Source organism: Dactylosporangium sp. CA-092794 (assembly GCF_050948465.1).
Taxonomy (GTDB): Bacteria; Actinomycetota; Actinomycetes; order Mycobacteriales; family Micromonosporaceae; genus Dactylosporangium.
Genome location: NZ_CP192044.1, coordinates 7,086,437 through 7,112,780, shown reverse-complemented (window position 1 = coordinate 7,112,780; position 26,344 = coordinate 7,086,437). Strand labels below are relative to the sequence as shown.

The following is a 26,344-nucleotide window of genomic DNA, read 5'->3' as shown; positions in this document are numbered from 1 at the left end:
GTGCTGATGAGCGGCCGGGCGCAGTTCGGCGCCCGGCGGGCCACGGCTCTGGCAACTCGCCGGACCAATCATGGCCCAGACCTTGAACGCACTCCATGAGAGCATGACATGAAAGCACTGTCAAACGTTGACTCGACACATGCGAGTGTGTAGGGTTAGCGATCATCTATGAGGGGACCCAGCGATGCCACCTTCAAGCCGTGTGACCGCCGCCGAAATCTCCCGGCTGGCCGGCGTCACCCGCGCCACGGTGAGCAACTGGCGTCGACGCCATCCCGACTTCCCCGCCCCTGTCGGCGGCAGCGAGACCAGCCCTACCTACGACCTGACTGCCGTTCAGGAGTGGCTGGCCGCCCGTGGCCAACTACCGACCGGATCGGGCGTCGACAAGCTGCGCCTTGCTCTACGCACCTCCAGCACCAACGTCAACGCGCTGTTCCCGCTGGTGTTGGTGGCCAACGCACTCCCCAACGACGAACTCGTCGCCGTCACCGCTCTTCCCGCTCCGCAACTAGCGCAGCGAGCGCGGGCATTGGTCTCTCCCTACACCGACACCGTGCCCGGGGTGAACGCAGCGGTCTACAGCGCCGACGACGCCGGCACGATCTGCGCACTTCTGCAGTGCGTGCAGGAGCAAGGCCCAGCGGCGGCCCTTGATGTGCTGGCCGAACGCGCGCGCGAGCAAGGCGGGATCACGGGGATCGTCCAGACCCCGGCCCCGCTCGCCGAACTCGTGGTCGACTTAGTCACTCGGCCAGACGGCAGCTATCCAGCCACCGTCTACGATCCGGCCTGCGGCGCCGGCAATCTTCTCGTGGCAGCCGGCGAGCGAGGCGCCCAGCACATTTTCGGCCAGGACCTCTCCACCTCACAGGCGGCTCATGCGGCGGTACGAGTTGCCCTGCTGTCATCAGCTCCGACGTGTCGGGTGACGGCGGGCGACAGCTTGCGTGCCGACAACTTTTTCGACTTGCAGGCCGACGCGGTGCTCTGCAGCCCACCCTTCGGCGACCGCGACTGGGGACACGACGAACTGGCGTACGATCCGCGCTGGGCATACGGCCTCCCGCCAAAGATCGAGTCCGAATTGGCCTGGGTTCAGCACTCCCTCGCGCACCTGACTCCCGGCGGCATGGCGATTCTGCTGATGCCGCCGGCCGCTGCAGACCGCAGCGCCGGTCGCCGTATCCGCGCCGAACTGATCCGTCGGGGGGCGCTACGCGGAGTCGTCGCTCTGCCGGTTGGCGCCACAGCCCTACACGTCGGACTGCACCTGTGGCTGCTGACGCGCCCACATGAACGGGGTAGTGCCCCGGCCAGCGTTCTGTTCGTCGACGCCTCCAATATCGAAGGTCACGACGTGCAGCCGGACCAGTGGACCCACCCCACCGGCCTAGAGGCGGGCCATCCTCCCCGGTCGTCCCCTACGCGCCGAACGCCAGTGGAGTGGCAGGCGCTGTACCGCGCCGTCGTCGAGGCATGGCGGTCATTCACCGTCGGCCCCGATGGCTTCTCAACGATGCCCGGCACTGCCCGTGCGGTCGCCGTCGTCGACCTGCTCAACGAATCCGTTGACCTAAGTCCGGCACGTCACGTCCGAACCGTCCCGTCGACCATGACGCCTGCCGAGCACGCCAACGACGCATACACGCTGAGCAATCGGCTAGACCGGGCCGCCCGCTGCTTGGCCCGCTTCAGCAGCGCTGCCTGGCCCGCCACCGGTGCCGAACGGCGGTCGTGGCGTAGCGCCGCCCTGGCCGATCTCATCCGCGGCGGTGCCCTCGTCTTGCTGCGCCATCCGGCCGGGGGCCGAGGCGCCCGGGGGCAACATTCGAGCGACACGCCTGACGAGGAGATCAAGATCCGGCCAGGCGATGTGCTGCTGCCCGAGGTACTACGCGTCCGAGGGCAAGCCGCCCAGGTCGTGGAGGGGGGCGAAGGTTGGAGAGCGCTTGACCGTGGCATGTATCTCCTCCGCCCCGATCCGCGAAGACTCGACCCGTGGTTCCTGGTCGGATTCCTCTCCGCTGAGGACAACCTGCACGGTGCCGCTACCGGCACCTCGATCCTCCGACTCGACGTACGCCGTCTTCGGGTGCCGTTGCTCCCGCTCGACGAGCAGCGCCGCTACGGCCAGGCATTTCGCCACCTGCACGCACTGACGCAAGCCGCCGATCTTGCCAAACGACTCGCCGACGAAACGACCCGGTCGCTAGCTCTAGGGCTTACGACCGGCTCGCTTTCGCCGCCCGACACGGAACGCGCTACCAACTCCTGAGCCATTCACCCGGCAAACTTCAACGCACTGCCGATGCGCTCCCTGGAAGGAATCACCTGTGAACAACAGCAAGCACACGGAACTGGCGAACCACGCCTGGTCCGTCGCCGACCTGCTGCGCGGCGACTACAAGCAGTCCGACTACGGCAAGGTCATCCTGCCGTTCACCGTTCTGCGTCGCTTGGAGTGCGTGCTGGAGCCCACCAGGGACAAGGTGTTGGAGACAGCCGAGCAGATGAGGAGCAAGGTCGCCGACCTGGACCGCTGGCTGCGCAAGGCATCCGGTCACAGCTTCTACAACGCCAGCGGCTACACCCTCAAGCGCATCGCCAAGGACCACAGCCAGGCCGCCAAACACCTGCTCGCGTACCTCGGCGCCTTCTCCCCGAACGCGCAGGAAGTCTTCGAGCGCTACGAGTTCGCCGCACAGATCAGGAAGCTGGACGCGGCGAACCTGCTCTACCTCGTCGTCGGGCGTTTCGCCGACATCGACCTGCATCCATACCAGATGAAGGACGGCACGATCGTCACCGACGACCACGGTCGACCAGTGGAACTGGTCAGCAACCACCAGATGGGCTACATCTTCGAGGAACTGATTCGCCGCTTCGCCGAGCAGTCCAACGAGACGGCCGGTGAGCACTTCACCCCGCGCGAGGTCATCGAGCTGATGGTGGAGCTGCTCATCGCCCCGGACGACGACGCGCTCAGCGTGCCCGGCGTAACCCGCACAGTCCTGGACCCGGCCTGCGGCACCGGCGGCATGCTCACCGCCGCACAGGAACACATCACCCGACGCAACGCCAATGCCACCGTCCGGGTGTTCGGCCAGGAACTCAACCCCGAGTCCTGGGCCATCTGCCGCTCCGAGCTGATGCTGAAGGGCGACGGCCGAGACGCCGAGAACGTCAAGTTCGGCAACTCGTTCAGCGACGACGGCCACCGGGGTCAGCACTTCGACTACCTCCTGGCCAACCCGCCGTTCGGAGTGGAGTGGAAGAAGGTCAAGGACGACATCGAGCGCGAGTACGAGACGCTGGGCGAGAGTGGCCGCTTCGGCGCAGGGCTACCGCGCATCAACGACGGATCGCTGCTCTTCCTCCAGCACATGATCTCGAAGATGAAGCCGATCGACGCGAGCGGCAAGGGCGGCAGCCGTGTGGCCATCGTCTTCAACGGCTCGCCGCTGTTCACCGGGGGCGCCGAGTCCGGCGAGTCGCGCATCCGGCAGTGGATTCTGGAGAGCGACTGGCTGGAGGGCATCGTCGCCTTGCCTGACCAGCTCTTCTACAACACTGGCATCTCCACGTACTTCTGGATCGTCACCAACCGCAAGGACCCGGCACGCCGCGGCAAGGTCGTCCTCCTCGACGCTCGCGACTACTGGGCAAAGATGCGAAAATCACTGGGGGACAAGCGCAAGTACATCATCGACGATCAAATCACCGAGATCACCCGGCTCTACACTGAGGCTCTCGACGTCGCCGCCGACCCGAACCACCCGCTGCACGGCAAGGTGAAGGTCTTCAGCAACAAGGACTTCGGCTACCGCCGGATCACCGTCGAGCGGCCGCTGAAGCTGCGCTTCGAGGTCACCGAGGAAACCCTAGCCGCGACGATTGCCTCCAAGGCGTTGCCCAAGCACATCGACATCGAAAAATTCATCGACGTGCTGAAACAGCTCACCGGTACGCGGTGGCAGGCCAGGCTGGCGGCCTTCGAAGGGGTGCGTACGGCGATGCGGGCCGCCCGGATGCTCTGGCCGTCGAAGCAGCCGTTCCTGGTCGCGCTGCGCGATGTGCTCGGCGTCCGCGACCCCGAGGGCGAGGTGCAGATGAAGGGCGACACTGTCGAGCCGGACTCGGAGCTGCGCGACTACGAGAACGTGCCGCTGGAGGAGGACGTCGAGGAGTACCTGCGCCGCGAGGTGCTGCCGCATGTCCCCGACGCCTGGATCGACCACACCAAGACAAAGGTTGGCTACGACATCCCGTTCACCCGGCACTTCTACGTTTACAAGCCACCCCGCCCTCTCCCCGAGATCGACGCCGAACTCAAGGCTCTTGAGGTGGAAATCCAGTCGCTACTCGGCGAGGTCACGCGATGAGTGCGCCGAGCCATCTGGGACCATCAGCGGATCGAACTCCGGTGAACTGGCCGGTGTCGTGGCGTAGCGCTCCGCTGTGGTCCCTCTTTGATCGCATCAAGGACGTGGGCCATCCAGACGAGGAGATGCTGAGCGTGTATCGGAACTACGGGGTCGTGCGGAAGGACGACCGCAAGGACAATTACAACAAGACAGCCGAGAATCGCGATATATACCAGCTTATTGACCAAGGCTGGCTGATAGTCAATCGAATGAAGGCGTGGCAGGGTGCTGTCGGGATTTCACCGTACCGCGGAATAGTTTCAGGGCACTACATATGCTTCCGACCTCGACATGGGGAAGACGCTCAGTTTTTAAATTGGCTCCTGCGCTCCGATGCCTACACATACGAGTACGCGCGGCTTTCGCGGGGTGTTCGACCGAACCAAATCGAAATTGACAACGAGTTGCTCCGCAACCTATCGGTTCACTTTCCGTCAATCGACGAGCAGCGCCGGATCGCCGACTTCCTCGACACCGAGGTCGGTCGAATCGACAGGCTTGCCGTGCTGCGGCAGGGACAGTCGATGCGGATACAGGAGAGATACTCGGCCGCTCTCTCGGAGTATGTCATTCCTGGGATCACTGTCGACTCGGCTCGGAGTCAATCATGGCCATGGTTGCCGGATACCACGCCTCTTGCGCGGCTCGGTTACCTTGCTCGAGTCCAGAATGGGGTGACTGTCCATGGCGCTCGCGTCGTAAATGGGGACGAGGTTGAAGTACCTTATCTTCGCGTGGCGAACGTCCAGGGTGAGCGGCTCGACTTAGCCGAGATCAAACACATCACTCTACCGCAGGAGATGGCGCTACGGTCTACGCTTCGCGCAGGCGATGTTGTCATGACAGAGGCAAACGGGAATCCGGATAACCTCGGGCGCGGTGCGCTGTGGTGCGATGAGATACCTGGCATGGTGCACCAGAACCACATCTTCGCAATTCGCACCGATTACGCGAAGCTGCTGCCCGAATTCCTTGTCGCTCTATTGGCCTCGATACACGGGCGTTGTTACTTTCGAATGACGTCTAGTCAAGTGGGAATCGCAACCACGAGCAGCTCCAAGGTTCTCGACTTCCCCGTACCAGTCTTCACGCTCGTCCAACAGCGACAGGCCATACAGAACTGGCGGGACGTCCGCGAGGAAACGAATCGGCTCGTGGCGGCACTGGACGCGCAATTCGCATTGCTGGCTGAGCGGCGTAGGGCGCTGGTCACCGCTGCGGTGACCGGACAGATCGACGTGTCGACCGCTTCCGGGCGAGGAATCGAGGACTGAGTCATGAGCTCTGTGCACCATGAGTCTGTATTCGGTGACGCGATCGTGCAACATTTGGTAGACAACGGGTGGAAGCTTGGTTCGGCCAACTACCGCCAAGAACTCGCGCTCGATACAGGGTGGCTGTTCGAGTTCATCGGAGACACTCAGGCGGCCGAGTGGGGCGAGCTGATCGCAATGTATGGCGGTGACCCGGACGCTGCACAGGCCGGCTTCGCTCGCCGACTTGATCAGGCGATCGCCACCGACGGGCTGCTCGACGTGCTGCGCAAAGGTGTCAAGGACCGTGGGGTCCTCATCCGGGTGGCGTACTTCAAGCCGTCATTCGTAGAGTCTGACGCGATCCTCGACGACTACCGCAAGAACCGACTCACCGTCGTCCGCGAGCTTCCGTACGCCACCAAACAGGCCGACCAGGGTAATCGGCTCGATCTGACACTGTTCCTCAACGGCATCCCGGTCGCCACCGCCGAGCTGAAGAACCCGCTGACCGGGCAGAACGTCGAGCATGCCAAGGAGCAGTACCGTACTGAGCGCGATCCCAGCGAGCTGATCTTCACTCGCCGGGTAGTGACGAACTTCGCTGTTGACACCGATCTCGTCTTCGTCACCACCCAGCTACGCGGCAAGCAGACCAGGTTCCTGCCGTTCAACACCGGGTCCGAGGGGCCAGGTCGACCCGGCGGCAAGGGCAACCCGCCGCCCACCAGACCCGGCACGTACGCCACCTCGTACCTATGGGAACAGATCTGGCAGCGCGATAACTGGCTCGACCTGCTGGAGCGCTTCGTCCACCTGCACAGGGAGAAGGGTGCCGACGGGCGGGTCCGCAAGACGCTGATCTTCCCGCGGTACCACCAGTGGCACGCGGTGAGGCAGCTAGTCGCGCGTGTCGCCCGGTATGGAGCCGGACAGAACTACCTGGTCATGGCTTCGGCAGGTTCCGGCAAGTCGAACACCATCGCCTGGCTGGCACACCGACTGTCGTCCCTGCACACCCTGAGTGACGCGGCGGCCCTCGACCCGGATGCAGTCGCCGCTGGCGTAGAACCCGGCACGCCTGCATTCGACAAGGTCATCATCATCACCGACCGACGCAACCTCGACGCACAGCTGCGCGAGACCGTAGGCAGCTTCGAGCAGACCGCCGGCCTCGTTGTAAAGATCGACGAGCGGCACGGGGCGAAGTCCGAGCAACTCGCCCAGGCGCTGTCGCGAGAGACGGGCAAGATCGTCACGGTCACCGTGCACACCTTCCCCGCTCTGGTGGACTACCTACGGCGTAACCCCACCGAGATTCACGGCAAGCGGTTCGCGATCGTCGTCGACGAGGCGCACTCCTCACAGTCTGGTGACGCAGCCACCTCGGTCCGCGCCGTCCTGCGCGACCTGGGCCTCGACTCGGACTCCGAGGATGACGGCGCGGTCACTGCCAAGGCCGCCCCAGATGCCGCCCACAGCACCGAGGCCAAGCTCAAGCGCAGGGCCCTTGAGCGCAGCATGGCGCCCAACCTGTCGTATTTCGCATTCACCGCCACGCCCAAGGCAAAAACCCTCGAACTGTTCGGCACCCTCGACGAGATCGGCACCTACCGGCCGTTCCACACCTACTCGATGCGCCAGGCCATCGAGGAAGGCTTCATCCTTGATCCGTTGCGCAACTACGTCACCTACAACACGTACTGGCGGTTGGCCAACCGCAACGCTGACGACACAGAGGTCGATCCGAAGAAGGCGAACCCGTTGCTCGCCCGCTACGCGCTGACGCACTCCTCCACCGTCGCGCAGCACGCGCAGATCGTCGTCGAGCACTTCCGGGCGCACACCGCCGGACGGCTCGGTGGGCGGGCCAAGGCGATGGTCGTGACCGCCTCCCGGCAGAGCGCGGTGCAGATGTCCCGGTCGTTGAAGAAGTACATCGACGACCGGGGGTATGCGGGTCTGGGTGTGCTGGTCGCGTTCTCCGGCTCGCTGACCCTGCCGGAGACCAACGAGGAGACGACCGAGTCAAAGGAGAACAGCGGTCTGCCGGAGGGCGCTCTGCCCAAGGCGTTCGCCTACGCGCGCGCCGACGACAAGACCGGCGGTGCAGGCGGGCAGCGTGAGTACCGGATCCTGGTGGTCGCCGAGAAGTACCAGACCGGCTTCGACCAGCCGCTGCTGACGACGATGTACGTCAACAAGAAGCTCACCGGTATCGCCGCGGTGCAGACGCTTTCTCGCCTCAACCGGACCGCCGACCGCAAGACGCAGGCCGACCTGGCGGTGCTGGACTTCGTCAACGACGCCGAGGATATCGCCGACGCATTCCGCCCGTATTTCGAAGAGGCCGCCACCCTTCCGACCGACCCAAACCTGCTCTACACCGCGCAGAGCCGCGTGATGGGCGCGGACCTGCTTGCCGCCGCCGAGATGCAGGAGTTCGTCGAGGCATACCTGGCTGCCGAGGAGCAGGCCGCCGGGAGCACCGCCAAGTGGGAACGGCTGCACGCGGAGCTCTACCGCCACCTCAACCCGGCCGTCGGTCGCTTCGCCGCGCTGTTGAACAGCGCTGACAAGGAGGACGCCGAGGCCGCAGAAGGGTTCCGCGCCGACCTGACCGACTACGTCCGCAAGTACGGCTTCCTGTCACAAATTGTCCCATACCGCGACGCCGACCTCGAACAGCTGTACCTCTACGGTCGGCATCTGCTCAACCGGTTGCCACGTCGGCAGGACGGCGCAGTCGACATCGGTGAGGTCGACTTGAGCCACTTGCGGGTCGCCAAGACCGGCGAGCACGACGTGAGCCTGCGACCAGAGGGTCCCACGGTAATGAAGGGATTCGGCGACGGATCGGGCGGCGCCAGGGAATCGGAGAAGTCCCTGCTGTCGGAACTCATCGAGAAGTTCAACGAGCGGTTCGGCACCGAGTTCACGGAGCAGGATGTGGTCAAACCGTTCTCGGAGGCCGTCGCCGACCCAAAGGTGCGCCTTGCCGCGGTTGCCAACGACGAGGAGGGCTTCGGCCACGTCTTCGACGATGTATTCGAGGACAAGATGATGGAGCACTTCGATACGATCGCGGATCTCGGCCGTAAGTATTTCGACCCGGCCCAGGAGTACCGCAGCTCGCTGAATCGCAGCGCCCGGCGGGCAGCCTGGGAACTGATCCGCCGCCAGGAAGGTCTGGACGACGCAGCGTGACAGCCGCGACACTGGTTCATGGTGGGATCACGCCGAGAACGATGCGCCATCGTGAATCACATTGACGCGGGAGACCGGGAGAGCTGTGCCCCCTGAAGCCGTCGCCGGCCGGTACGAGTTGCTTGACTCCATCAACTCCGGCGGCATGGGTCAAGTATGGCGGGGCTACGACGCGGTCCTCGACCGCGAGGTAGCAGTCAAACTGATCCGCACCGACGTGGTCGCGACGCAGGAACAGGCCGAGGACTTCGCCAAGCGCTTCCGGCGGGAGGCCAGGGTCACGGCACGGATTCAACACCACGGGGTGCCGCAGGTGTACGACGCGGTGTTGGACCGTCCGTACGACCGGGTGTACTTGGTGATGGAGTACGTCCGGGGCACTTCGCTCCGCGCGTTCATCGACCCGCAACGGCCACTACCCGTCGGATGGGCGGCCGCCATCGCCGCACAGATCTGCACCGTGCTCTCCCACGCCCACGCGATCCCGGTGGTGCACCGTGACCTCAAGCCGGACAACGTCCTGGTATCCGAGTCGGGCAGCGTGAAGCTGCTCGACTTCGGCATCGCGGCCATCCTGCGCACCGACGTCACGCGGTTGACGGCTACCGGCAACCCGATCGGGACCAGCCGGTACATGTCGCCTGAGCAGATTCAATGCACGCGGATCACGCCGCGCAGCGACCTCTATGCGTTGGGCTGCCTGCTGCACGAGCTGCTAACCGGCCAACCCGTGTTCAACGGCGGCAACGAATTCCAGCTCATGCACCAACACGTCACGGAACCGCCGCAGCCCGTGCGGCAGCTACGTCCCGATGTACCTGAGGCGGTGGAGCAGCTCGTGCTCGACCTGTTGGCCAAGGTGCCGGAGCAGCGGCCCGCCGATGCGTACGAGGTCTACGAACGCCTGCTGCCATTCCTTCCGCTGCCCGGTACACCGACACCCGCTGCTGCGACTGTCCCGCAGGGCATACCGGATCCCACACTGCTGTACCGCCGGCCCAACGCGCCCCGGTCCCGGCTGGCCATGCCGACCACGCCGGCGCCGACGAATATCGAGCCGAACAATCAGCCGGCCCTGGTACCGGACGCCGGGCTGTCGGAAGCCATCAAAGCAGCGAAGGCCCAGTCGGCCGCGCTGCTGGACCAGGAACGCTTCGCTCAGGCCGCAGAGGTACTCGATGACGTGATCGTCACCGCCGCGACAGCACTCGGTGCGGACAACCCACGGGTTCTTCCGCTGCGCTCACGCCGGGCGGCCATCCTCGTCATCGGAGGCGACTTCCGGCGGGCCCTGCCCGAGTTCGATGCGCTCGAGGCCGTATACGTGCGTATCGCGGGCCCCGACAGCCAAGAAGCCCTCGATTGCCTACGGCAGGCGGCCTACTGCCGCGCCGAACTCGGTGAGGCATCGGCGGCGCTGCGGCAGTTCAACGAGGTGCTCACCCGGATCCGCGATCGCGGCGGGGACGCCACGCCCACCGCTCTGGACCTGCGCCGCAACATCGGGATGCTGCTGTTGTCCGAGGGCAAGGCCGCCGAAGCGGCAACTCAGCTGTCGGCGCTGCACCAAGACCTCCTGGTCGTCTACGGACCGGACCACGAGGAGACCCAAGAGGTGGCCGACATCCTGACGCGCCTACGCATCGCCGAACCATGACGAGCCATACCGACGCCCGCCAGGCTCATGGCGACTGGGGCCGCCGTCGGCATTCGCGATCCGTGGGTCGTAGGAGACCACGAGTACGACGGCTGGCCACGGCCAGCGATCGACGGTCCGAGGAAGGGCGGGCAACTCGTACAGGCCAAGGCGGATATGGCCCGGATGGACGGGTATGACCTGCCGGGTATCGCGCGTGGCGATCTGCTTCACGAGGGGCCTTGAGAGCGTTGGGGAGGCACCGTACCCAGACGTGGGATGGCATTTGGCCCGGCTGGCCGGGGCAACAAGCTCGGGGGTGACGAAGCGTCCGAGAACTCCAGCGGAAATTACTGCGGTAGGCGAGGCGATCCCCAACTTTGCCGGCCCGCGCACATCAACGCGCCGCGAGGCTTCCGCAGGTCACGCCACGTCCGCGTCCGAGGAGCCGAACCGCCACTTCCACTCCACGCGGCGTGGCCCGAACGTCGTGTCCCCGTCCACCGGCGGCAACAGCTTGATCTGCGCCACCGTGCGGATGATGTCCCGCTTGACCGCCACCTGCCCGTCCAACGCCGCCCACGCCGCGACCGCTTCCGGGCCGATGCGCCCGCGCAGGACCGGCGGGATCGCCGCTTCCGCCGAGATCTTCTCCTGCTCGGCGATCTGCGCCTCCAGCCCTCGTGAGATCCGCGCGTAGTCGACCGCCTTCACCTCGCCGATCGAGGCGAGCTGCTTGAACTCCTCCAACTCGGCCTTCAACCGCTCCGCCTCGGCACGGGCCCGGCTCACCGTCTCGTCGTCCTCACCACCGGACAGCAGGTCGAACACCTCGGGCTGCGCCAACCAGGCCACCACCGCCCGCTCCGCCAACTCGTCCAACGGCTCCATCTTCACCCGCACGCAGTTGCGGGGCAGGCACCGGTAGTACGCGCCGATACGCCGCTTGGGCTGCCCGCGGCTACACGACACCTGACCACCGCACACTCCGCAGGTCACGATGTAGGACAGCAGGTAAACCGCCCGCGCCGGCTTCGTCGTGACCCGCGACGGGTCCTCCAACAGCCGCACACACGCCCAGTACGTCTCCTCGTCCACGATCGCCGGCCAGATCCCTTCTCCGACGATCTCCCCACGCAGGACCCGCTTGCCGATGTACGCCGGGTTCATCGCAATCTTCCGGATGATGCCGCGCCGCCACTGCGCCCCCTGCGGTGATGGGATGCCGCGGTTGTTGAGATCGCGCTCGACCACGATCAGCGGGGTGCCGGAGCCCACCTTGTCGAAGATCTCCTCCACGATCCCAGCGTTGCTGTACTTCGTCACCGCGCCGTCCCGGCCGGTCGCCTCACGGATCTCGGTATCCAACTCCTGACGCTCCAGGGCCCGAGTGCGCTGGTGATAGATGCGCCGGTACCCGTAGGCCACCCGCCCGTGCGGGCGGCCCGCCTCGGCCGCACCGACGATGCCGCGCAGCACGTTGTCGCGGATCGAGTCGGCCAACCACTCCGCCTGCACCGCCTGGAAGCCCAGCATCATCCGGTCGTTCTTGTCCCGCAAGTCGTACAGCACCCCGCCGACCAGCCAGAAGTACAGCCCAATCGCGGTGCACATGTCGCGGATCTTGACATACACCGCCAAGTCGCGTTCCTTGCGGGAGATCTCCCAGATCACCAGGACGTCGAACTTGCCGGCCTGGATGCCCTCGATCAGCCGCTCGAAATCCGGCCGCTCCTTGGTCGCATACCGTGACGCCGAGCGGTCGTTGTCGGTGAACGAATCCGCCTCGGTCCAGGAATACCGGCTGATCTCGGCCTTGTTCAGCTTGCCTTGGTCGGTGACGCTCTTGCCCTGTTCCTTCTTGTCCTGACTGGCCCGCTGGTACCGCGCGGAGCGCACCTCGGCGCCGCCGGCGAGCAGGTCAGCCTTGGTGTCGAACCGCACCTGGTTCCGAGGGCGGGGGGTTCGCCGTACCATCAGAAACACCTACCGATCAATGTCCCTACCGGATAACGTTGACGGTAGCATCTATCGACCCTTGGGAGTCCCGGCCGAACAGCCGAGCGCCGCCGCCGTGGCATCGACGTCGAGATCCTGGTAGAACCGGCAGACGAGCACCGCCCGCTGCCGCGGCGCCAGCCGCCGCAGCGCCGCCGCGAAGGCCAGCCGCCCTTCGGCCCCGTCCTCCCCGCCCGGCGCCGCCCGCTCGGGCGGCTCCGCGACGCTGGACTCCCGCCGCCGCCAGTGCCGCCGCGCCTCGGACAGGTACGCCCGCACCAGGCACGTCCGCACGTACGCGTCGAGCGCGCCGCGGTCGCGCACCTTGCGCCAGCTCATCGCCAGCCGCATGAACGCGCTCTGGGTCAGGTCGTCGGCCCAGTGCCAGTCCCCGCACAGCACGTAGGCCGTGCGCCGGACAGTGTCGTGCCGGGCCGTGAAGTACTCCCGGAACTGCCGTTGCTCTTCGTCTTCCCCGCCGGCCATCCGCACCTCCTCGCCTATTAGGTGCACCCGACCCACCATCCGGGTTGCACCCCCCGCGGGGCGTTCGGCGGCCCCTTGCCCATCGATCGCGGTCCAGCCGCCCTGGCCGTCGCCGTCGTCGACACCGCGGGCCGCGCGGAACCGAGCCCTACGAGAGCGCCGGCGCCGATGATCGGGGTGCGGCGGCAGCGCCCGACGTGTGGGACACCGGCGGCCCGCGGCCGGCCCCACCCGTCGGGCGCAATCCGATCTGCGATGGCCCCCGAGTTCCGCAGGTAGGGGTGTTGAATAGGCCGCGGATCCGGTTGGTGACGTGCGGAAATGCGCCCTCGGCTGGTGACGGGGCGTGTGTCTAGGCGGTCGGAGGCCGTGGCGAGGTCTTGACCTGGGGTTCGGCGGTCAGGCGGCTGGGATGGCGGCCTGGACTCGCTTGGGCGGGTCGATTGCGAGCGCGGTGAACAGGTCGCGCTGGGTCTTGGTGAGCTCGGTGGTCTGCCGGAAGGTGCCGGCCGGGCCGGTGAAGGTGACGGCGTGCAGCCGGTCGGCCTCGGTGCGGATGCGTTGCCAGGTCTGTCCGGAGGTGTTCTCCGCAACGCGTATGAGCAGCAGCGCCAGCCAGCACAGCAGCACGTGGGCGCGTATACGCTCCTCTAGCCGGTGGTAGATCGGGCGCAGGTCGATGATCTGTTTCATGTCGCGCCAGCCGCGTTCCACCTCGAGCAGTTGCTTGTAGCCCAGGGCGATGTCCTCGCTGGACAGGTTCGGGTCGCAGCAGCGAAGGAGGTACTTGCCGTCCAGGTTCTCCTCGGCGGCGATCTTCTTCTTGTCGATGCGCAGCAGCCCGCCGGGCGTGGTGCGCAGGAACCGCTTGAGGTGCGGCTTGGTGGAGATGACGCCCTCCAGCTTCGCGCGCTCGGTGCCGGTGAGCGTGTCCGAGCCGGCGATCGCCTGCTCCAGCTGGGCGATCATCCGCTCGCGGGTGGCGGCGTCGCGGACGGCCTGCTCGGGGTTGTAGCAGAGCACGAACCGGTCGTCGGAGCCGATGTTGACCTCTTTGACCTGGAGGTTCTCGCGGACGTGCTGGTAGCGGCCTTGCCGGGACAAGGCGGCCTGCACCTCCGGTGACCCCGAGCGCAGCTTCTCGCCGATGATGTAGCCGCCGGCGCCGCGCATCAGCTCACGGCGGTTGCCCGATGAGGAGAAGCCACGGTCGGCGACCCACACGATCCGGGACAGCGACCAGGCGCGCATGTCGTTCTTGACCTGCCGGATCAGCTTGCTGTCGGCCGTCGATCCGGGCCAGGACCACACCCGCACCGGGATACCGTCGCGGGTGACGGCCATGCCGATGACGACCTGCGGCAGGTCGTCACGGGAGTCCTTGGACTTGCCGAACGAGCGGAACCCCGCGTGCCGCACCGCGACCGGATCGCCGGCGTCCACCACGCGGCCGTGCTCGTCGCGCCATACCGGCTCATCGGGTTCGTCGAGTTCGAAGTAGGTGCTGGTGGTGTCGAAGAACAGCAGGTCGACCTCAAGGTTCAGCAGATCGGTCACCCCGAAGTAGACCTGCTCGGCCACGCGCGCGTCCACGTCGACCAGCGCGTCCATCGCCCGGTAGCAGGCGTCGTCGGAGACTTCGGCCAGCCCGTCGATGTGCACGTCGTTGCTGATCCAGCCGGTCGCGGCCAGTTTGGAGGAGGCGGCCAGGGCCCGGTTGGCGACCAGCGCGAACAGCACCCGCTCGGTCGCCGCCGCATCCAGCCGCCGCCCGGCCAGCGCGGTGGTGACCGCCGCATCGATCCGCAGCCTGCGCCACAACGCGTCCAGGATGAACGTCCCGCCCAGCGGCCGCGAGCCGGTGACCGCCAGATCGGCCGGCGCGGTCAGCGCAGCGGCCGAGGCCGGGTCCAGCAGCCGGGACAACGCGCCGATCAGCCGCTCGATCCCGGTGCGGTCGAGCTGGTCCTCACGGCCGAAGGAGAACAGGATCCGCGGCCGCGACCGCCCGGCGTCCGCGTCCCACTCGTTGTGCGCGAGCTGTAGATACCGCACCTCGCTGCCGTCTTTGGTCCGCCGTGATGTCGTTCGTACATACACAGCTCTAGATCATATACCTATCGGCCCAGCTCAACGCTCAGTAGTCAGCCGAAGCGTGTTACTAGGCATCTTCCGCTCAGGGGCGGCTCGCCAACCCCGCGACCAGCGCTAACGCCTCAAACGGTATCTAGATCAAGCCCCGAACTGCGGAACTCGGGTGGCCGGGGCCGGATGTATGTCTCCGTGATCATGATGCCCGCGGCGGCCGAGCTACGGGTTTGCCATGATCCCGGAGACTTTCGGTACACGGGTGTACATCAACACTCCGTGATCTGTGAAGGGTTTTGTCAAGCGTCGACGGCGTTGGCTTCCAGGAAGCGGTAGAGCTGGCGGATGGCGTAGCGTTTGAGGCATCGAAGGATTTCTTTGTTGGAGAGGCCTTCGGTGGTGCGGCGGGTGATGTAGTCGCTGGTTGGTGGGTGTTTCATCCGCCGGCGGGCGGTGACGATGGTGTGCAGGGCGGTGTTGAGGGCGCGGTCACCGCCGCGGTTGAGCCGGTGCCGGACGACCCGGCCGGAGCTGGCTGGTAGGGGGCTGATCCCGCCGATCGCGGCGAACGCGGCCTCGCTGTGGATACGGCCGTGGTGGGACCAGACGGTGAGCAGGGTCGCGGCGGTGACCGGGCCGACGCCGGGCTGGTCGAGCAGGCCGGGACAGGCCTGCTTGACCAGCCCGGCGAGCTGTTTCTCGGCCGCGGCGATGGCCCGGTCCAGCTCGGCGATGGTGGCCGCGGCCCGGCGCAGGGCCTGCAGCCGGACCCGGGTCTCCAGGTCGGCGGCCGGGTCGTCGGGCAGGCCCGCCACGGCGCGGACCTGCCGGGTGGTAGTCAGCCCGCGCAGCGTCTCGCGCAGCTGCCCGGCGCCGAGCAGCAGCGATTTGAACAGGTTGACCGTGGCGGTGCGCACGTCGGAGTCGTGCCGGCGGGTGACCAGCAGCATCCGCAGCGCCTCCCGCCGGCCGTCGGCGCGGGGTTCGGCGTGCCGGGCGGCGGGGTCCCGCTCCACGGCCTGCGCGGCCAGGGCGGCGTGGGTGGCGTCCATCGGGTCGGACTTGCCCCGCCGCCGGCGGGCCGGCTCGGGTTTCACGGCCTCCACGACCCGGTACCCGGCGGCCTGCAGGTGCCGGGTCAGGCCGTGCCCGTGCGAACGGGTGCCCTCCACCGCCCAGAACATCCGCTGCCCGGCCGGGATCTGCCGCTGCGCCCAGGCCTGCACCTGCGCGTAGCCGGCCGGGGTGGCCGGGACCTCGGTCTGGGCCAGGACCGCACTCACCTCGTCGACCAGGGTCGCGGTGTGGGTGTCGGTGTGGGTGTCGACCCCGACCACCCACGCGGTGGACACAGCCCGGCCGCCCTGGCCGGCGGGCGCTGCCCGGCGACGCCGGCCCCGACGATCTGTCACCATGGTCATTACGGTGGTTCCTTCCATGAGCGCTGCCGTTGCAACGGCGTCGGCCCGGGAACACGGTGCTGGCCATGGCACATCTGTGATGAGTCACGTGGTTGAGCACGGACAGGCTTCTGATCAGGCCAAGGGACAGCGAGCTGGGCCGACGCCGGTGACCTTGTCGACACGTCATGCGAAAGACACACCACACGGTGGTCAGATCACGGAAGAGTCATCCAAGATCACCGGCATCGAACCTAGCGGATCACGAACCCCGGGCCCGATCACCTTCCCTATAGAAGCGTCATGAAAAACCGTTGGTGTCGACGCCGGTTGTGCATGATCGCGGAGACTTCCGGTCGCTGAGCCGGGGTTCGCGGAGCGCAGAGGGGCGGGCGGCGACGCAGTTGGCGCACGCTTACCGCCGACCGTGCCGCCGTGCCGCCTGGCGGTCGACTTTTTGCTGATCCGGCAGAAGTTCGGCGGATCTCGTCGAAACATCTGGACACATCCATCGATAGCTCCTAGTCTGGCTCGCACGGGCTTGGGAGAGCGCTCTCTGCATGATCCGTCGGCGCGGACGGCGGAGTGGCTCGATCCCGGTGGTCGCGGTGCGGCCGGCCCCGGTTGTGGCGCGGCGGCGCGCGCCCTGCCTGGCGAATGCGGTCAGGAAGGGACACAGTGAGGCGACAGTACGCAAACCAACGATGGCGGCCCATGGCGGTCGCCCTGCTGCCGGTGGCCGCGGGACTCGGGGTCCTCGCCGCGCCGGCGGCACCGGCCGCGGCGGCCATCAACGCCGCGGACTTCCAGCAGGTGACCCTCGCGAAGGGGGTCGCCGAGACCGGCGAGCCGATGGCCATCTCGGTGCTGCCCGACCGGTCGGTGCTGCACACCGCCCGGGACGGCACGCTGCGGCGGACCGACGCGGCCGGCAACACGGCGGTCATCGCGACCATTCCGGTGTACACGCACGACGAGGAGGGGCTGCAGGGCGTCGCGGCGGACCCGAACTTCGCCGGCAACCGCTACATCTACCTGTACTACGCGCCGCCGCTGAGCACGCCGGCGGGCGACGCGCCGGCCAGCGGTACCGCCGCCGACTGGACCACCTGGACCGGGGTCAACCGCCTGTCCCGGTTCACGCTCAACGCCGACTACACCGTCAACCTGGCCAGCCAGGTGACCGTCCTGGAGGTGCCGACCAGCCGCGGCATGTGCTGCCACGTCGGCGGCGACCTAGACTTCGACGCGGCCGGCAACCTGTATCTGTCCACAGGGGACGACTCCAACCCGTTCGAGTCGAACGGCTACGCCCCGCTGGACGAGCGGACGAACCGCAACCCCGCCTACGACGCGCAGCGTACCGCCGGCAACACCAACGACCTGCGCGGCAAGGTGCTGCGGATCAAGGTGAACGCGAACGGGACCTACTCGGTCCCGGCCGGTAACCTGTTCGCGCCCGGGACCGCCGGCACCCGGCCCGAGATCTACGCCATGGGCTTCCGCAACCCGTTCCGGATGACCGTCGACAAGGCGACCGGCGTGGTCTACCTGGGTGACTACGGCCCGGACGCGGGCACCACCGACGCGAACCGCGGCCCGTCCGGCCAGGTCGAGTTCGACCGGATCACCGCGCCGGGCAACTTCGGCTGGCCGTACTGCACCGGCACCAACACCACCACGGAGACCTACAACGAGTGGGACTTCGCGACCAACGCGACGGGCCCGAAGTTCAACTGCGCGGGCGGCCCGACGAACAACTCGTTCCGCAACACCGGCCTGACCACCCTGCCGCCGGCCAAGCCGGCCTGGATCCGCTACGCCGGTGATGCCGGCAGCCCGCCGGAGTTCGGCAGCGGCTCGGAGTCGCCGATGGGCGGCCCGGTGTATCACTACGACGCCGCCAACGCCTCGGCCACGAAGTTCCCGGCGGCGCTGGACGGCATGTTCTTCGCGGGCGAGTTCGGCCGCGGCTGGATCAAGCCGGTGAAGGTCAACGCGGATGGCTCGCCGGGCGCGATCGACACCTTCCCGTGGAACGGCAAGCAGGTCATGGACATGCAGTTCGGTCCGGACGGGTCGCTCTACGTGCTGGACTACGGCACCGGGTACTTCAACGGCGACGCCAACTCGGCGCTGTACCGCTACGACTACGTCGGCGCCGGCGGCAACCGCGCCCCGACCGCCGTCGCGAGCGCGAACAAGACCTCGGGCGCGGCGCCGCTGACCGTGACCTTCTCCTCGGCCGGCTCGACCGACCCGGAGGGCGGCGCGCTGACCTACTCGTGGGCGTTCGGCGACGGCACCACGTCGACCGCGGCGAACCCGGCCAAGACGTACTCCACCAACGGCAACTACGTCGCCACCCTGACGGTCCGCGACCCGCAGGGCGCCACCGGCACGGCCAGCGTGCCGATCAGCGTCGGCAACACCGCGCCCACCGTCACCGTCACCAGCCCGGCCTCCGGGCAGCTGGCGGCCTTCGGCGAGGCGGTGCCGTGGAGCGTCACCGTCACCGACCCCGAGGACGGCACCGTCGACTGCTCCCGGGTGACGATGAACTACGTGCTCGGCCACGACCAGCACGCGCACCAGATCAGCTCGCAGACCGGCTGCTCGGGCACGATCACCATCCCGGTCGACGGCGAGCACGACGACGCGGCGAACATCTTCCCGATCTTCGACGCGCAGTACACCGACAACGGCGGCCTGACCACGCACGCGCAGAACATCCTCGCGCCCAAGCACCGGCAGGCCGAGCACTTCAAGACGTCGTCGGGCATCAACAAGTTCGCCAAGACCGCGGCCGAGGGCGGGCAGACCGTCGGCGACATCAACAACGGCGACTGGATCGAGTTCGACCCCTACAAGCTCAACAACGCCACGTCGTTCACCGCCCGGGTCTCCTCCGGTGGTACCGGCGGCACGCTGCAGCTGCGCACCGGCTCGCCGACCGGCACGGTCATCGGCTCGGCCGCCGTGGCGCCGACCGGCGGCTGGGAGACGTTCACGACGGTGAGCGGCACCATCTCCGGCGCGCCGGCGGGCACCACCTCGCTGTACCTCACCTTCGCCGGTACCGGCACAGCCGCGCTGTTCGACCTGGACAGCTTCACGTTCGCCACCGGCGCCGCCCCGGCGACCGACCTGGCCCTGAACAAGCCGGCGACGGCGTCGAGCACCGAGGCCGCCACCTACCCGGCATCGGCCGCGGTCGACGGGTCGGCCACCACCCGGTGGTCCAGCGCCTTCTCCGATCCGCAGTGGATCCAGGTCGACCTGGGCGCCACCTACAGCATCAACCGGGTCCGGCTGCTCTGGGAGGCGGCCTACGGCTCGGCGTACCAGATCCAGACCTCGAGCAACGGCACCTCCTGGACCACCGCCCGGTCCGTCACCGGCGGCAACGGCGGCGAGGACGACAACACCGGCCTGTCCGCCTCGGGCCGGTACGTGCGCATCTACGGCACGGCCCGCGCCACCCAGTGGGGCTACTCCCTGTTCAGCTTCGAGGTCTACGGCTCCTGAGAGGAGACACCGAACCATGCTGCGAAGACTGGCCTTCTGCCTTGTGTTCGTCCTGGCCGCGCTCGGCCTGACCGGCGTGCCGGCCCACGCCGCACCGGACTTCACGGTGCTGGTGTTCAGCAAGACCGCCGGCTTCCGCCACGACTCGATCCCGACCGGCATCACCACCGTCCAGCAGCTCGGCGCCGCGAACAACTTCGCGGTCGAGGCCACGGAGGACGCCAACGCCTTCACCGCCGCCAACCTGGCCCGGTTCAAGGCGGTCATCTGGCTGTCCACCACCGGCGACGTGCTCAACGCGGCCCAGCAGACCGCGTTCGAGAACTACATCCGCGCCGGCGGCGGCTACGTCGGCGTGCACGCCGCGGCCGACACCGAGTACGACTGGGCCTGGTACGGCAACCTGGTCGGCGCGTACTTCGCCAGCCACCCGGCGATCCAGGCCGCGACGGTCCGCATCGCCGACCCGGCCCACCCCGCCACGGCCGGCCTGCCGGCCGCCTGGTCGCGCACCGACGAGTGGTACAACTACCGCACCAACCCCCGCCCGCAGGTACACGTGCTGACCACCCTGGACGAATCGACGTACAGCGGCGGCACGATGGGCGCCGACCACCCCAACACCTGGTGCCGGGCCTACGACGGCGGCCGCTCGTTCTACACCGGCATGGGCCACACACCGGCAAGCTACAGCGAGGCGGGCTTCCGGACCCTGCTACTGGGCGGCATCCGCTACGCCGCCCAGGGCACCGGCGACTGCTCGGTCGGCACCCAGCCCCCGCCACCCCCGCCCCCGGCCGACCTGGCCCTGAACCACCCGGCGACCGCCTCCAGCGTGGAGAACGCGAACTTCCCGGCGTCCAACGCGGTCGACGCGTCGAGCACCACCCGATGGTCCAGCGCGTTCGCCGACCCGCAGTGGATCCAGGTCGACCTCGGCGCCACGCACACCATCGACCGGGTCCGGCTGCTCTGGGAGGCCGCCTACGGCTCGGCGTACCAGATCCAGACCTCAGCCAACGGCACGACCTGGACCACCGCCCGATCCGTCACCGGCGGCAACGGCGGCGAAGACGACAACACCGCCCTGTCCGCCTCAGGCCGATACGTACGCATCTACGGCACGACCCGCGCCACCCAATGGGGCTACTCCCTGTTCACGTTCCAGGTCTACGGCACCTGACCCGCTCACCGGCCCGGGAGCGAGGGCTCCCGGGCCGGCCGCCGCCCGGCCTCCGTGTCATCGGCCGGTGCGGAGTCCGGTGAGGTGGATACGAAGGAAGCGGCGCCAAGCGGCGTCGTCTCCGTCGAGCGAAGCGGCGACGACCCCTCGGAGCGCGATGATGAGCGCCTTGATGTCGTTGCCGGTCACGCCCGGCGCGAGCATCCCCGCGTCGACCGCCTTCGCCGTCAGCTGACGGACCTTTTCCGCCGTCTGCGCGCTCACGTCGTCGCCGGAGACCCGGTCGGTCAAGGCGGCGGCGTAGCGTCGTTTTTCGGCGTTGAAGACTCCGACGAACTCGAGGAAGCGTTCGAGTCCGGCGCCGGGGTCCGGGTCCTCGAGCGCGGCCGCGGCGGCTTGGTCCAACTCCTCGATGAAGAGCTGAGCGATGGCATCGAGCAGCGCATCTTTGCTCGCGAACCGCCGGTAGATCGTCCCGACGCCGAGGCCGGCGCGGGATGCGATGGATTCCATGCTGGCTTGCGGTCCCTGTTCGGCGAAGACCGCGCGGGCCGCATTGATGAGGATCGCATCGTTGCGGAGCGCGTCCCGGCGCGGGGCACGGGAGGCGGGCGAGGGGTTCGGTCGTGAGGCCATTGGCATCAGTGTACTAAACCGGAATCTGGCTTCAGGATAGTGTTATAGTGAACCCATATTCCGTTTCGAGGAGAAGGACCGCACATGAGGACGACCACCGGCTGGCAGAGCCTTCACCCGGCCACCAACGCGCTGACCCGCGTCACCATCGAGCGGCGCGACCTGCGTCGGGACGACATCGCCGTGCGCATCGACTACTGCGGCGTCTGCCACAGCGACCTGCACCGCATCCACGGGATGCTCGGCGAGCAGGACCTCGTGCCCGGGCATGAGGCGACCGGCGTCGTGGTCGCCGTCGGCCCGGCGGTCACCGGGTTCGCTGTCGGCGAGCGGGTGGCGATCGGCACGATCATCGACTCGTGCGGCGAGTGCGCCATGTGCCTGGCCGGGCAGGAGAACTACTGCTACAACCGCCCGACCACCACGTACGGTGGCATCGACCGCATCGACGGTACCCCCACGAAGGGTGCCTACAGCCGCGAGTACGTGCTGCGCGAGAAGTTCGCCTTCCACCTGCCCGCGGGGCTTGACCCGGCCGCGGCGTCGCCGCTCATGTGCGCCGGCGTCAGCGTCTGGGAGCCCATGCGGGCCGTCGGCGTCGGCCCCGGCAGCCGTGTCGCCGTCGCCGGTCTCGGAGGGTTGGGCCACCTCGCCGTCAAACTCGCCGCCGCGCTGGGCGCGGAGGTCACCGTCCTGAGCCGAAGCGGAAACAAGGCGCAGGACGCCAAGGGCCTCGGAGCCACCGAGCTTCTCGTCACCACCGACGACGCCCAGGTCACCGCCGCGCGCGGCCGCTTCGACTTCATCCTCGACACCATCTCGGCCGACCACGAGCTCACACCGCTGATCGGCATGCTGGGCCTTGACGGCACGCTGTGCGTGCTCGGCAATCCCCTGCTCGTCGGGCCGAAACTGTGGGAACTCGGCGCCGGCCGGAAAAGGCTCACCTCTTCCGGCACGGGCGGCCTGCGGCAGACCGTCGAGATGCTCGAGTTCTGCGCCGAGCACCGGATCGCCGCTGATGTCGAAGTCCTCCCCTCAAGCGACGTCGAGACAGCCCTGGACCGGCTTGCCGCCGGCGAGGTCCATTACCGCTTCGTGCTGGACATGTCCGACCTCGACACACCAGCCGCCTGATCGGCCCGGCACGTCCAACGGTCCGACTCGAACACCTGCGCGGCTCCGCACTCGGCCTCCGGAATCGGCACTGGTATGACGTCAAGGACGCCGTGATTCACGTGCGGGTGCTGCGGTCGGCGGTCCGGAACTGGTAGACGGCGGTGGTCGCCGCGACGACCTCGCCGGAGGCGTCGGTGAGCTCCGCGTCCATCGTGAACGAGGTCCTGCCCGCCTCCGCCAGCTCGCGGCGGAGCCGGGCGACGGTGTCCGCGTCGAGATGGGCGCGGGCGGTCACGTCGGTGCGGGCCGGGCGCTGGAAGCGGATGGTGAACTCCTGCACCAGCGGGTAGGCGGTGGCGAAGTCGAAGCCGGCGGTGAACAGCGCGCCGCCGAGCAGCTCGGCCGCGCCGAACAGGGCGCCGGCGAACATCGCGCCGAAGTGGTTGACGTTGCCCTCCAGGGGCACCGTGGCGACGACGTGCCGTTCGGAGAGTTCGACGACGTGGATGCCGAGTTGGTGGTACCGCGGTGCCAGTGACGGTAACGCGGCGTTGAATCGTGCGGCTTCGGTCGTGGGCATGCTCAGCGCTCCGCGGCGGCGGCGTGCTGCTCGCGCAGCCGCTGTTTGAGGATCTTGCCGGACTGGTTGCGGGGGATGGTGTCGATGACGACGTCGTGCGGGATCTTGTAGTCGGCGATCTTGTCGGCGCAGAAGGCCTTGACGTCGCTCAGCGTCAGGGTGGTGCCGGCGGCGGGGGTGATGACGGCGATGATGCTCTCGCCGTAGTCGGGGTGGGGGCGGGCGATGACGGCGACGTCCGTGATGTGCGGGTGGGCGGCCAGGGCATTCTCGACCTCGACCGAGTAGACGTTGTGGCCGCCGGTGATGATGAGGTCCTTCAGGCGGTCGACCAGGGTCAGGTAGCCGTCGGGGTCGAGGCGGGCGAGGTCGCCGGTGTGCAGCCAGCCGTCGCGGAGGGCGTCGGCGGTCTCGGCGGGCTTGTGCCAGTACCCCTTCATGATGGTCTCGCCACGCAGGAGCAGCTCGCCGACGCCGCCGGGCGCGATGTCGTTGCCCTCGGGGTCGACCACCCGGGCCTCGGTGAGCGGCAGGGGCTGGCGGCCGCTGGCGTCGGGGCGGGCCTTGACCTGGTCGACGTCGCAGTAGATGCCGCCGGGGCCGCCCTCGGTCTGCCCGCAGAGCTGGATGAAGTTGACCCGGGGCCAGGTTTCGGTGAGCCGCTGGACGGCGGAGGGCGGCATGGGCGCGGCGCCGAACAGGCCGGTGCGCCACGCGGACAGGTCGCGCTCGGCCGCGCCGGGGTGGCGCAGCAGGAACTGGTACATGGTGGGCACGCCGAAGAACATGGTGATCCGCTCGGCCTCCATGGCGTCGAGCACCGCGGCGGGCTGGAAGGCGGGCAGGATCACGTGCTTGGCGCCGATCATGGTGCCGGGGACGAGCATGATGCACAGCTGCGCGGCGTGGAACAGCGGCGCCACGTGCAGGAACCGGTCGCCGACGCGCATGCCGCAGGTGGCCACGGTGTTGAACGCGACCCACGTGGTGCGGTGGTGGTCGAACAGGGCGCCCTTGGGTTTTCCGGTGGTACCGGAGGTGTAGAGGATCAGCGAGTCGTCGGTCTCGGCGACGGTGTCGGGGACCGGGGCGGGGTCCGTCGCGGCGGACAGCGCGGCCAGTTCGTCGAGGGCCAGGACCTGCTTGGTGCTCGCGGGGGTGGCGCGCGCGGTGGCGGCCAGCGCGGGGTCGTGGGCGAGCACGGCGGCGCCGGAGTCCTCCAGCAGGTAGCGCAGCTCCGGCGGCGCGGCGGTGGGGTTGACCGGCACGACGATCGCGCCGAGCCGCAGCGCCGCGTAGAACGCGATCACGAACCGGTCGGAGTTGGTGCCCATCAGGGCGAACCGGTCGCCCTTGCCGAGTCCGAGCCCGGCCAGCGCGGTGGCGGTGCGGTCGACGGCGGTGTCCAGCTCGGCGTAGGTGTAGGTGCGCTCGCCGAAGCTCAGCGCCGCGGCGCCGGGGACCCGCCGGGCGGTGGTGCGCAGGGTGCTCGCAACGGTCGGCATGACGAGCCCTCCCTCCTTCCTTAGTGAATGTCTGGAAGCGTGCTGCCAATCACTATCATCGTGTATGCTGCGCCAGTCAAGGCTGACCGATCCGTAAGTGAAGGTTCGATAGTTGACCACGAACAACCCGCCGGCCGCTCCGGCCCGCGGCACCCGGCCGCGCAACCGGCGCACGCTCATCCTCGCCGCGGCGGCCGACCTGTTCGTCCGCCGCGGCTACGACCAGGTCGGCGTCGGCGACATCGCCGAGGCCGTGGCCATCGGGCCGTCCGCGCTCTACCGGCACTTCCCCGGCAAGCAGCACCTGCTGCGCGAGGTCATCGCCGCCGGCGTGGCGCCGCTGCGGGAGCTCGTCGACGATCTCGACGTCGGCGACCGGGCCGCGGCGCTGCGCCGGCTGGCCGCGCTGGCCCTGGACGAGCGGCACCTCGGCGTGCTCTGGCAGCGCGAGGCCCGGCACCTGCCCGCCGACGACCGCGCCGCCGTGCTCGCCGGCATCAACGCCGTCGAGCGCGGCCTCGCCGCCCGGGTCCGCGACCTGCGCCCCGAGCTGGGCGGCCCGGCCGCCGACCTGCTCGCCCGGTGCCTGGTCGCGGTGCTGACCAGCCCCTCGTTCCACCGCCTCGAGCTGCCCCGGCCCGAGCACGACGAGCTGCTCGCCGGCCTGGCCGCCGCCGTGCTCGACAGCCCGGTGCCGGCCGGCCTGCCCGGGGCCCCGCCCGGCCCGGCGCCGGCCGGGCTCGTGCCCGACTCCCGCCGCGAGGCGCTGCTCATGCAGGCGGTCCGGCTGTTCGCCGCGCACGGCTACGCCGCGGTCGGCAACGACGACATCGGCGCCGCCGTCGGCATCGCCGGGCCCAGCATCTACAACCACTTCGCGAGCAAGATCGACCTGCTGAACACGGCGTTCGACCGGGGCGCCGCCGTGCTGTTCACCGACCTGTCCGCGGCCTACCGCACCGCCGGCAGCCCGATCGAGGCGCTGCACCGGCTCGTGCGCTCCTACCTCGCCTTCACGCACGCCAACCACGACCTGGTCAGCCTGCTCATCACCGAGATCGGGCACCTGCCCGGCGCCGGGCAGCACCGGGCCCGCCAGACCCAGCACGACTACATCAGCGAGTGGGTCCACCTGCTGCGCGCCGACCGGCCCGGCGTCGATCCCACGCACGCGCGCGCCCGCGTCCACGCCGTCCTCGGCATCGCCAACGACGCCGCCCGCACCCCGCACCTCCGGCGCAACCCGCACGCCACCGCGGCGCTCGAGACCATCTGCACCCGGCTCCTCATGCCCTAAC

At 68.3% G+C, this 26,344-nt stretch carries 16 protein-coding genes; 9 read left to right on the top strand and 7 right to left on the bottom strand.

The window, feature by feature from the left end:
* Nucleotides 1-202 precede the first annotated feature (202 nt).
* The 5 genes from ACQPXD_RS30340 (at nucleotide 203) to ACQPXD_RS30320 (ending at nucleotide 10,544) form a co-directional block, all read left to right on the top strand.
* Nucleotides 203-2,278, top strand: coding sequence for an N-6 DNA methylase (locus ACQPXD_RS30340; RefSeq protein ID WP_432824734.1), 2,076 nt, complete (start codon nucleotides 203-205; stop codon nucleotides 2,276-2,278).
* Nucleotides 2,279-2,336: 58 nt separating this feature from the next.
* Nucleotides 2,337-4,385: a type I restriction-modification system subunit M gene (locus tag ACQPXD_RS30335; RefSeq protein ID WP_432824733.1), complete on the top strand. Its 2,049-nt coding sequence runs from the start codon at nucleotides 2,337-2,339 to the stop codon at nucleotides 4,383-4,385.
* Between the two features lie 41 nt (nucleotides 4,386-4,426).
* Nucleotides 4,427-5,701 (top strand): restriction endonuclease subunit S, encoded by a 1,275-nt coding sequence (locus tag ACQPXD_RS30330; RefSeq protein ID WP_432824732.1) that lies wholly within the window; start codon nucleotides 4,427-4,429, stop codon nucleotides 5,699-5,701.
* 3 nt (nucleotides 5,702-5,704) lie between these two features.
* Nucleotides 5,705-8,887: a type I restriction endonuclease subunit R gene (locus tag ACQPXD_RS30325; RefSeq protein ID WP_432824731.1), complete on the top strand. Its 3,183-nt coding sequence runs from the start codon at nucleotides 5,705-5,707 to the stop codon at nucleotides 8,885-8,887.
* Between the two features lie 85 nt (nucleotides 8,888-8,972).
* Nucleotides 8,973-10,544 carry a protein kinase domain-containing protein gene (locus ACQPXD_RS30320; protein WP_432824730.1) on the top strand — a complete coding sequence of 524 codons (1,572 nt, stop codon included), beginning with the start codon at nucleotides 8,973-8,975 and terminating at the stop codon, nucleotides 10,542-10,544.
* A gap of 402 nt (nucleotides 10,545-10,946) precedes the next feature.
* Here ACQPXD_RS30320 and ACQPXD_RS30315 read toward each other — a convergent pair whose 3' ends face one another.
* The 4 genes from ACQPXD_RS30315 to ACQPXD_RS30300 all read right to left on the bottom strand — a co-directional run bounded on the left by ACQPXD_RS30315 (nucleotide 10,947) and on the right by ACQPXD_RS30300 (nucleotide 16,447).
* Nucleotides 10,947-12,500 (bottom strand): recombinase family protein, encoded by a 1,554-nt coding sequence (locus ACQPXD_RS30315; RefSeq protein WP_432824729.1) that lies wholly within the window; start codon nucleotides 12,498-12,500, stop codon nucleotides 10,947-10,949.
* Between the two features lie 51 nt (nucleotides 12,501-12,551).
* On the bottom strand, nucleotides 12,552-13,007 hold the full coding sequence (locus ACQPXD_RS30310; RefSeq protein ID WP_432824728.1) for a sigma-70 family RNA polymerase sigma factor: 456 nt from the start codon (nucleotides 13,005-13,007) through the stop codon (nucleotides 12,552-12,554).
* 399 nt (nucleotides 13,008-13,406) lie between these two features.
* Nucleotides 13,407-15,107 (bottom strand): IS1634 family transposase, encoded by a 1,701-nt coding sequence (locus ACQPXD_RS30305; RefSeq protein WP_432824727.1) that lies wholly within the window; start codon nucleotides 15,105-15,107, stop codon nucleotides 13,407-13,409.
* 287 nt (nucleotides 15,108-15,394) lie between these two features.
* On the bottom strand, nucleotides 15,395-16,447 hold the full coding sequence (locus ACQPXD_RS30300; protein ID WP_432824726.1) for an IS110 family transposase: 1,053 nt from the start codon (nucleotides 16,445-16,447) through the stop codon (nucleotides 15,395-15,397).
* 762 nt (nucleotides 16,448-17,209) lie between these two features.
* On the opposite strand from ACQPXD_RS30300, the gene ACQPXD_RS30295 reads away from it, so the two are divergent.
* Both ACQPXD_RS30295 and ACQPXD_RS30290 read left to right on the top strand, forming a co-directional pair.
* A complete protein-coding gene (locus ACQPXD_RS30295; RefSeq protein WP_432824725.1) occupies nucleotides 17,210-20,023 on the top strand; it encodes a PQQ-dependent sugar dehydrogenase in 2,814 nt (937 codons plus the stop codon).
* A 16-nt stretch (nucleotides 20,024-20,039) separates the two neighbouring features.
* Entirely contained in the window at nucleotides 20,040-21,206 is a 1,167-nt protein-coding gene (locus tag ACQPXD_RS30290) for a ThuA domain-containing protein (protein WP_432824724.1), read from the top strand.
* 57 nt (nucleotides 21,207-21,263) lie between these two features.
* Here the strand turns inward: ACQPXD_RS30290 and ACQPXD_RS30285 are convergent, their stop codons facing one another.
* Entirely contained in the window at nucleotides 21,264-21,842 is a 579-nt protein-coding gene (locus tag ACQPXD_RS30285; RefSeq protein ID WP_432824723.1) for a TetR/AcrR family transcriptional regulator, read from the bottom strand.
* An 84-nt stretch (nucleotides 21,843-21,926) separates the two neighbouring features.
* Between ACQPXD_RS30285 and ACQPXD_RS30280 the strand changes: the two genes are divergently transcribed.
* Nucleotides 21,927-22,979, top strand: a complete 1,053-nt coding sequence (locus ACQPXD_RS30280) for an NAD(P)-dependent alcohol dehydrogenase (RefSeq protein ID WP_432824722.1) — start codon at nucleotides 21,927-21,929, stop codon at nucleotides 22,977-22,979.
* Between the two features lie 97 nt (nucleotides 22,980-23,076).
* Here ACQPXD_RS30280 and ACQPXD_RS30275 read toward each other — a convergent pair whose 3' ends face one another.
* On the bottom strand, nucleotides 23,077-23,541 hold the full coding sequence (locus ACQPXD_RS30275) for a YiiD C-terminal domain-containing protein (protein ID WP_432824721.1): 465 nt from the start codon (nucleotides 23,539-23,541) through the stop codon (nucleotides 23,077-23,079).
* Between the two features lie 2 nt (nucleotides 23,542-23,543).
* Nucleotides 23,544-25,046, bottom strand: coding sequence for a class I adenylate-forming enzyme family protein (locus tag ACQPXD_RS30270; RefSeq protein ID WP_432824720.1), 1,503 nt, complete (start codon nucleotides 25,044-25,046; stop codon nucleotides 23,544-23,546).
* Nucleotides 25,047-25,158: 112 nt separating this feature from the next.
* Between ACQPXD_RS30270 and ACQPXD_RS30265 the strand changes: the two genes are divergently transcribed.
* Complete coding sequence (locus ACQPXD_RS30265; protein ID WP_432824719.1) at nucleotides 25,159-26,343, top strand: TetR/AcrR family transcriptional regulator; 1,185 nt, start codon at nucleotides 25,159-25,161, stop codon at nucleotides 26,341-26,343.
* The last annotated feature ends 1 nt before the right edge of the window (nucleotide 26,344 follow it).

Excerpts from the sequence above, each read along its gene's own strand:
- ACQPXD_RS30270 (WP_432824720.1), bottom strand. The coding sequence starts at position 25,046 with ATGCCGACCGTTGCGAGCACCCTGCGCACCACCGCCCGGCGGGTCCCC.
- ACQPXD_RS30280 (WP_432824722.1), top strand. The coding sequence starts at position 21,927 with ATGAGGACGACCACCGGCTGGCAGAGCCTTCACCCGGCCACCAACGCG.
- ACQPXD_RS30275 (WP_432824721.1), bottom strand. The coding sequence starts at position 23,541 with ATGCCCACGACCGAAGCCGCACGATTCAACGCCGCGTTACCGTCACTG.
- ACQPXD_RS30290 (WP_432824724.1), top strand. The coding sequence starts at position 20,040 with ATGCTGCGAAGACTGGCCTTCTGCCTTGTGTTCGTCCTGGCCGCGCTC.
- ACQPXD_RS30295 (WP_432824725.1), top strand. The coding sequence starts at position 17,210 with ATGGCGGTCGCCCTGCTGCCGGTGGCCGCGGGACTCGGGGTCCTCGCC.
- ACQPXD_RS30285 (WP_432824723.1), bottom strand. The coding sequence starts at position 21,842 with ATGGCCTCACGACCGAACCCCTCGCCCGCCTCCCGTGCCCCGCGCCGG.
- ACQPXD_RS30315 (WP_432824729.1), bottom strand. The coding sequence starts at position 12,500 with ATGGTACGGCGAACCCCCCGCCCTCGGAACCAGGTGCGGTTCGACACC.
- ACQPXD_RS30325 (WP_432824731.1), top strand. The coding sequence starts at position 5,705 with ATGAGCTCTGTGCACCATGAGTCTGTATTCGGTGACGCGATCGTGCAA.
- ACQPXD_RS30310 (WP_432824728.1), bottom strand. The coding sequence starts at position 13,007 with ATGGCCGGCGGGGAAGACGAAGAGCAACGGCAGTTCCGGGAGTACTTC.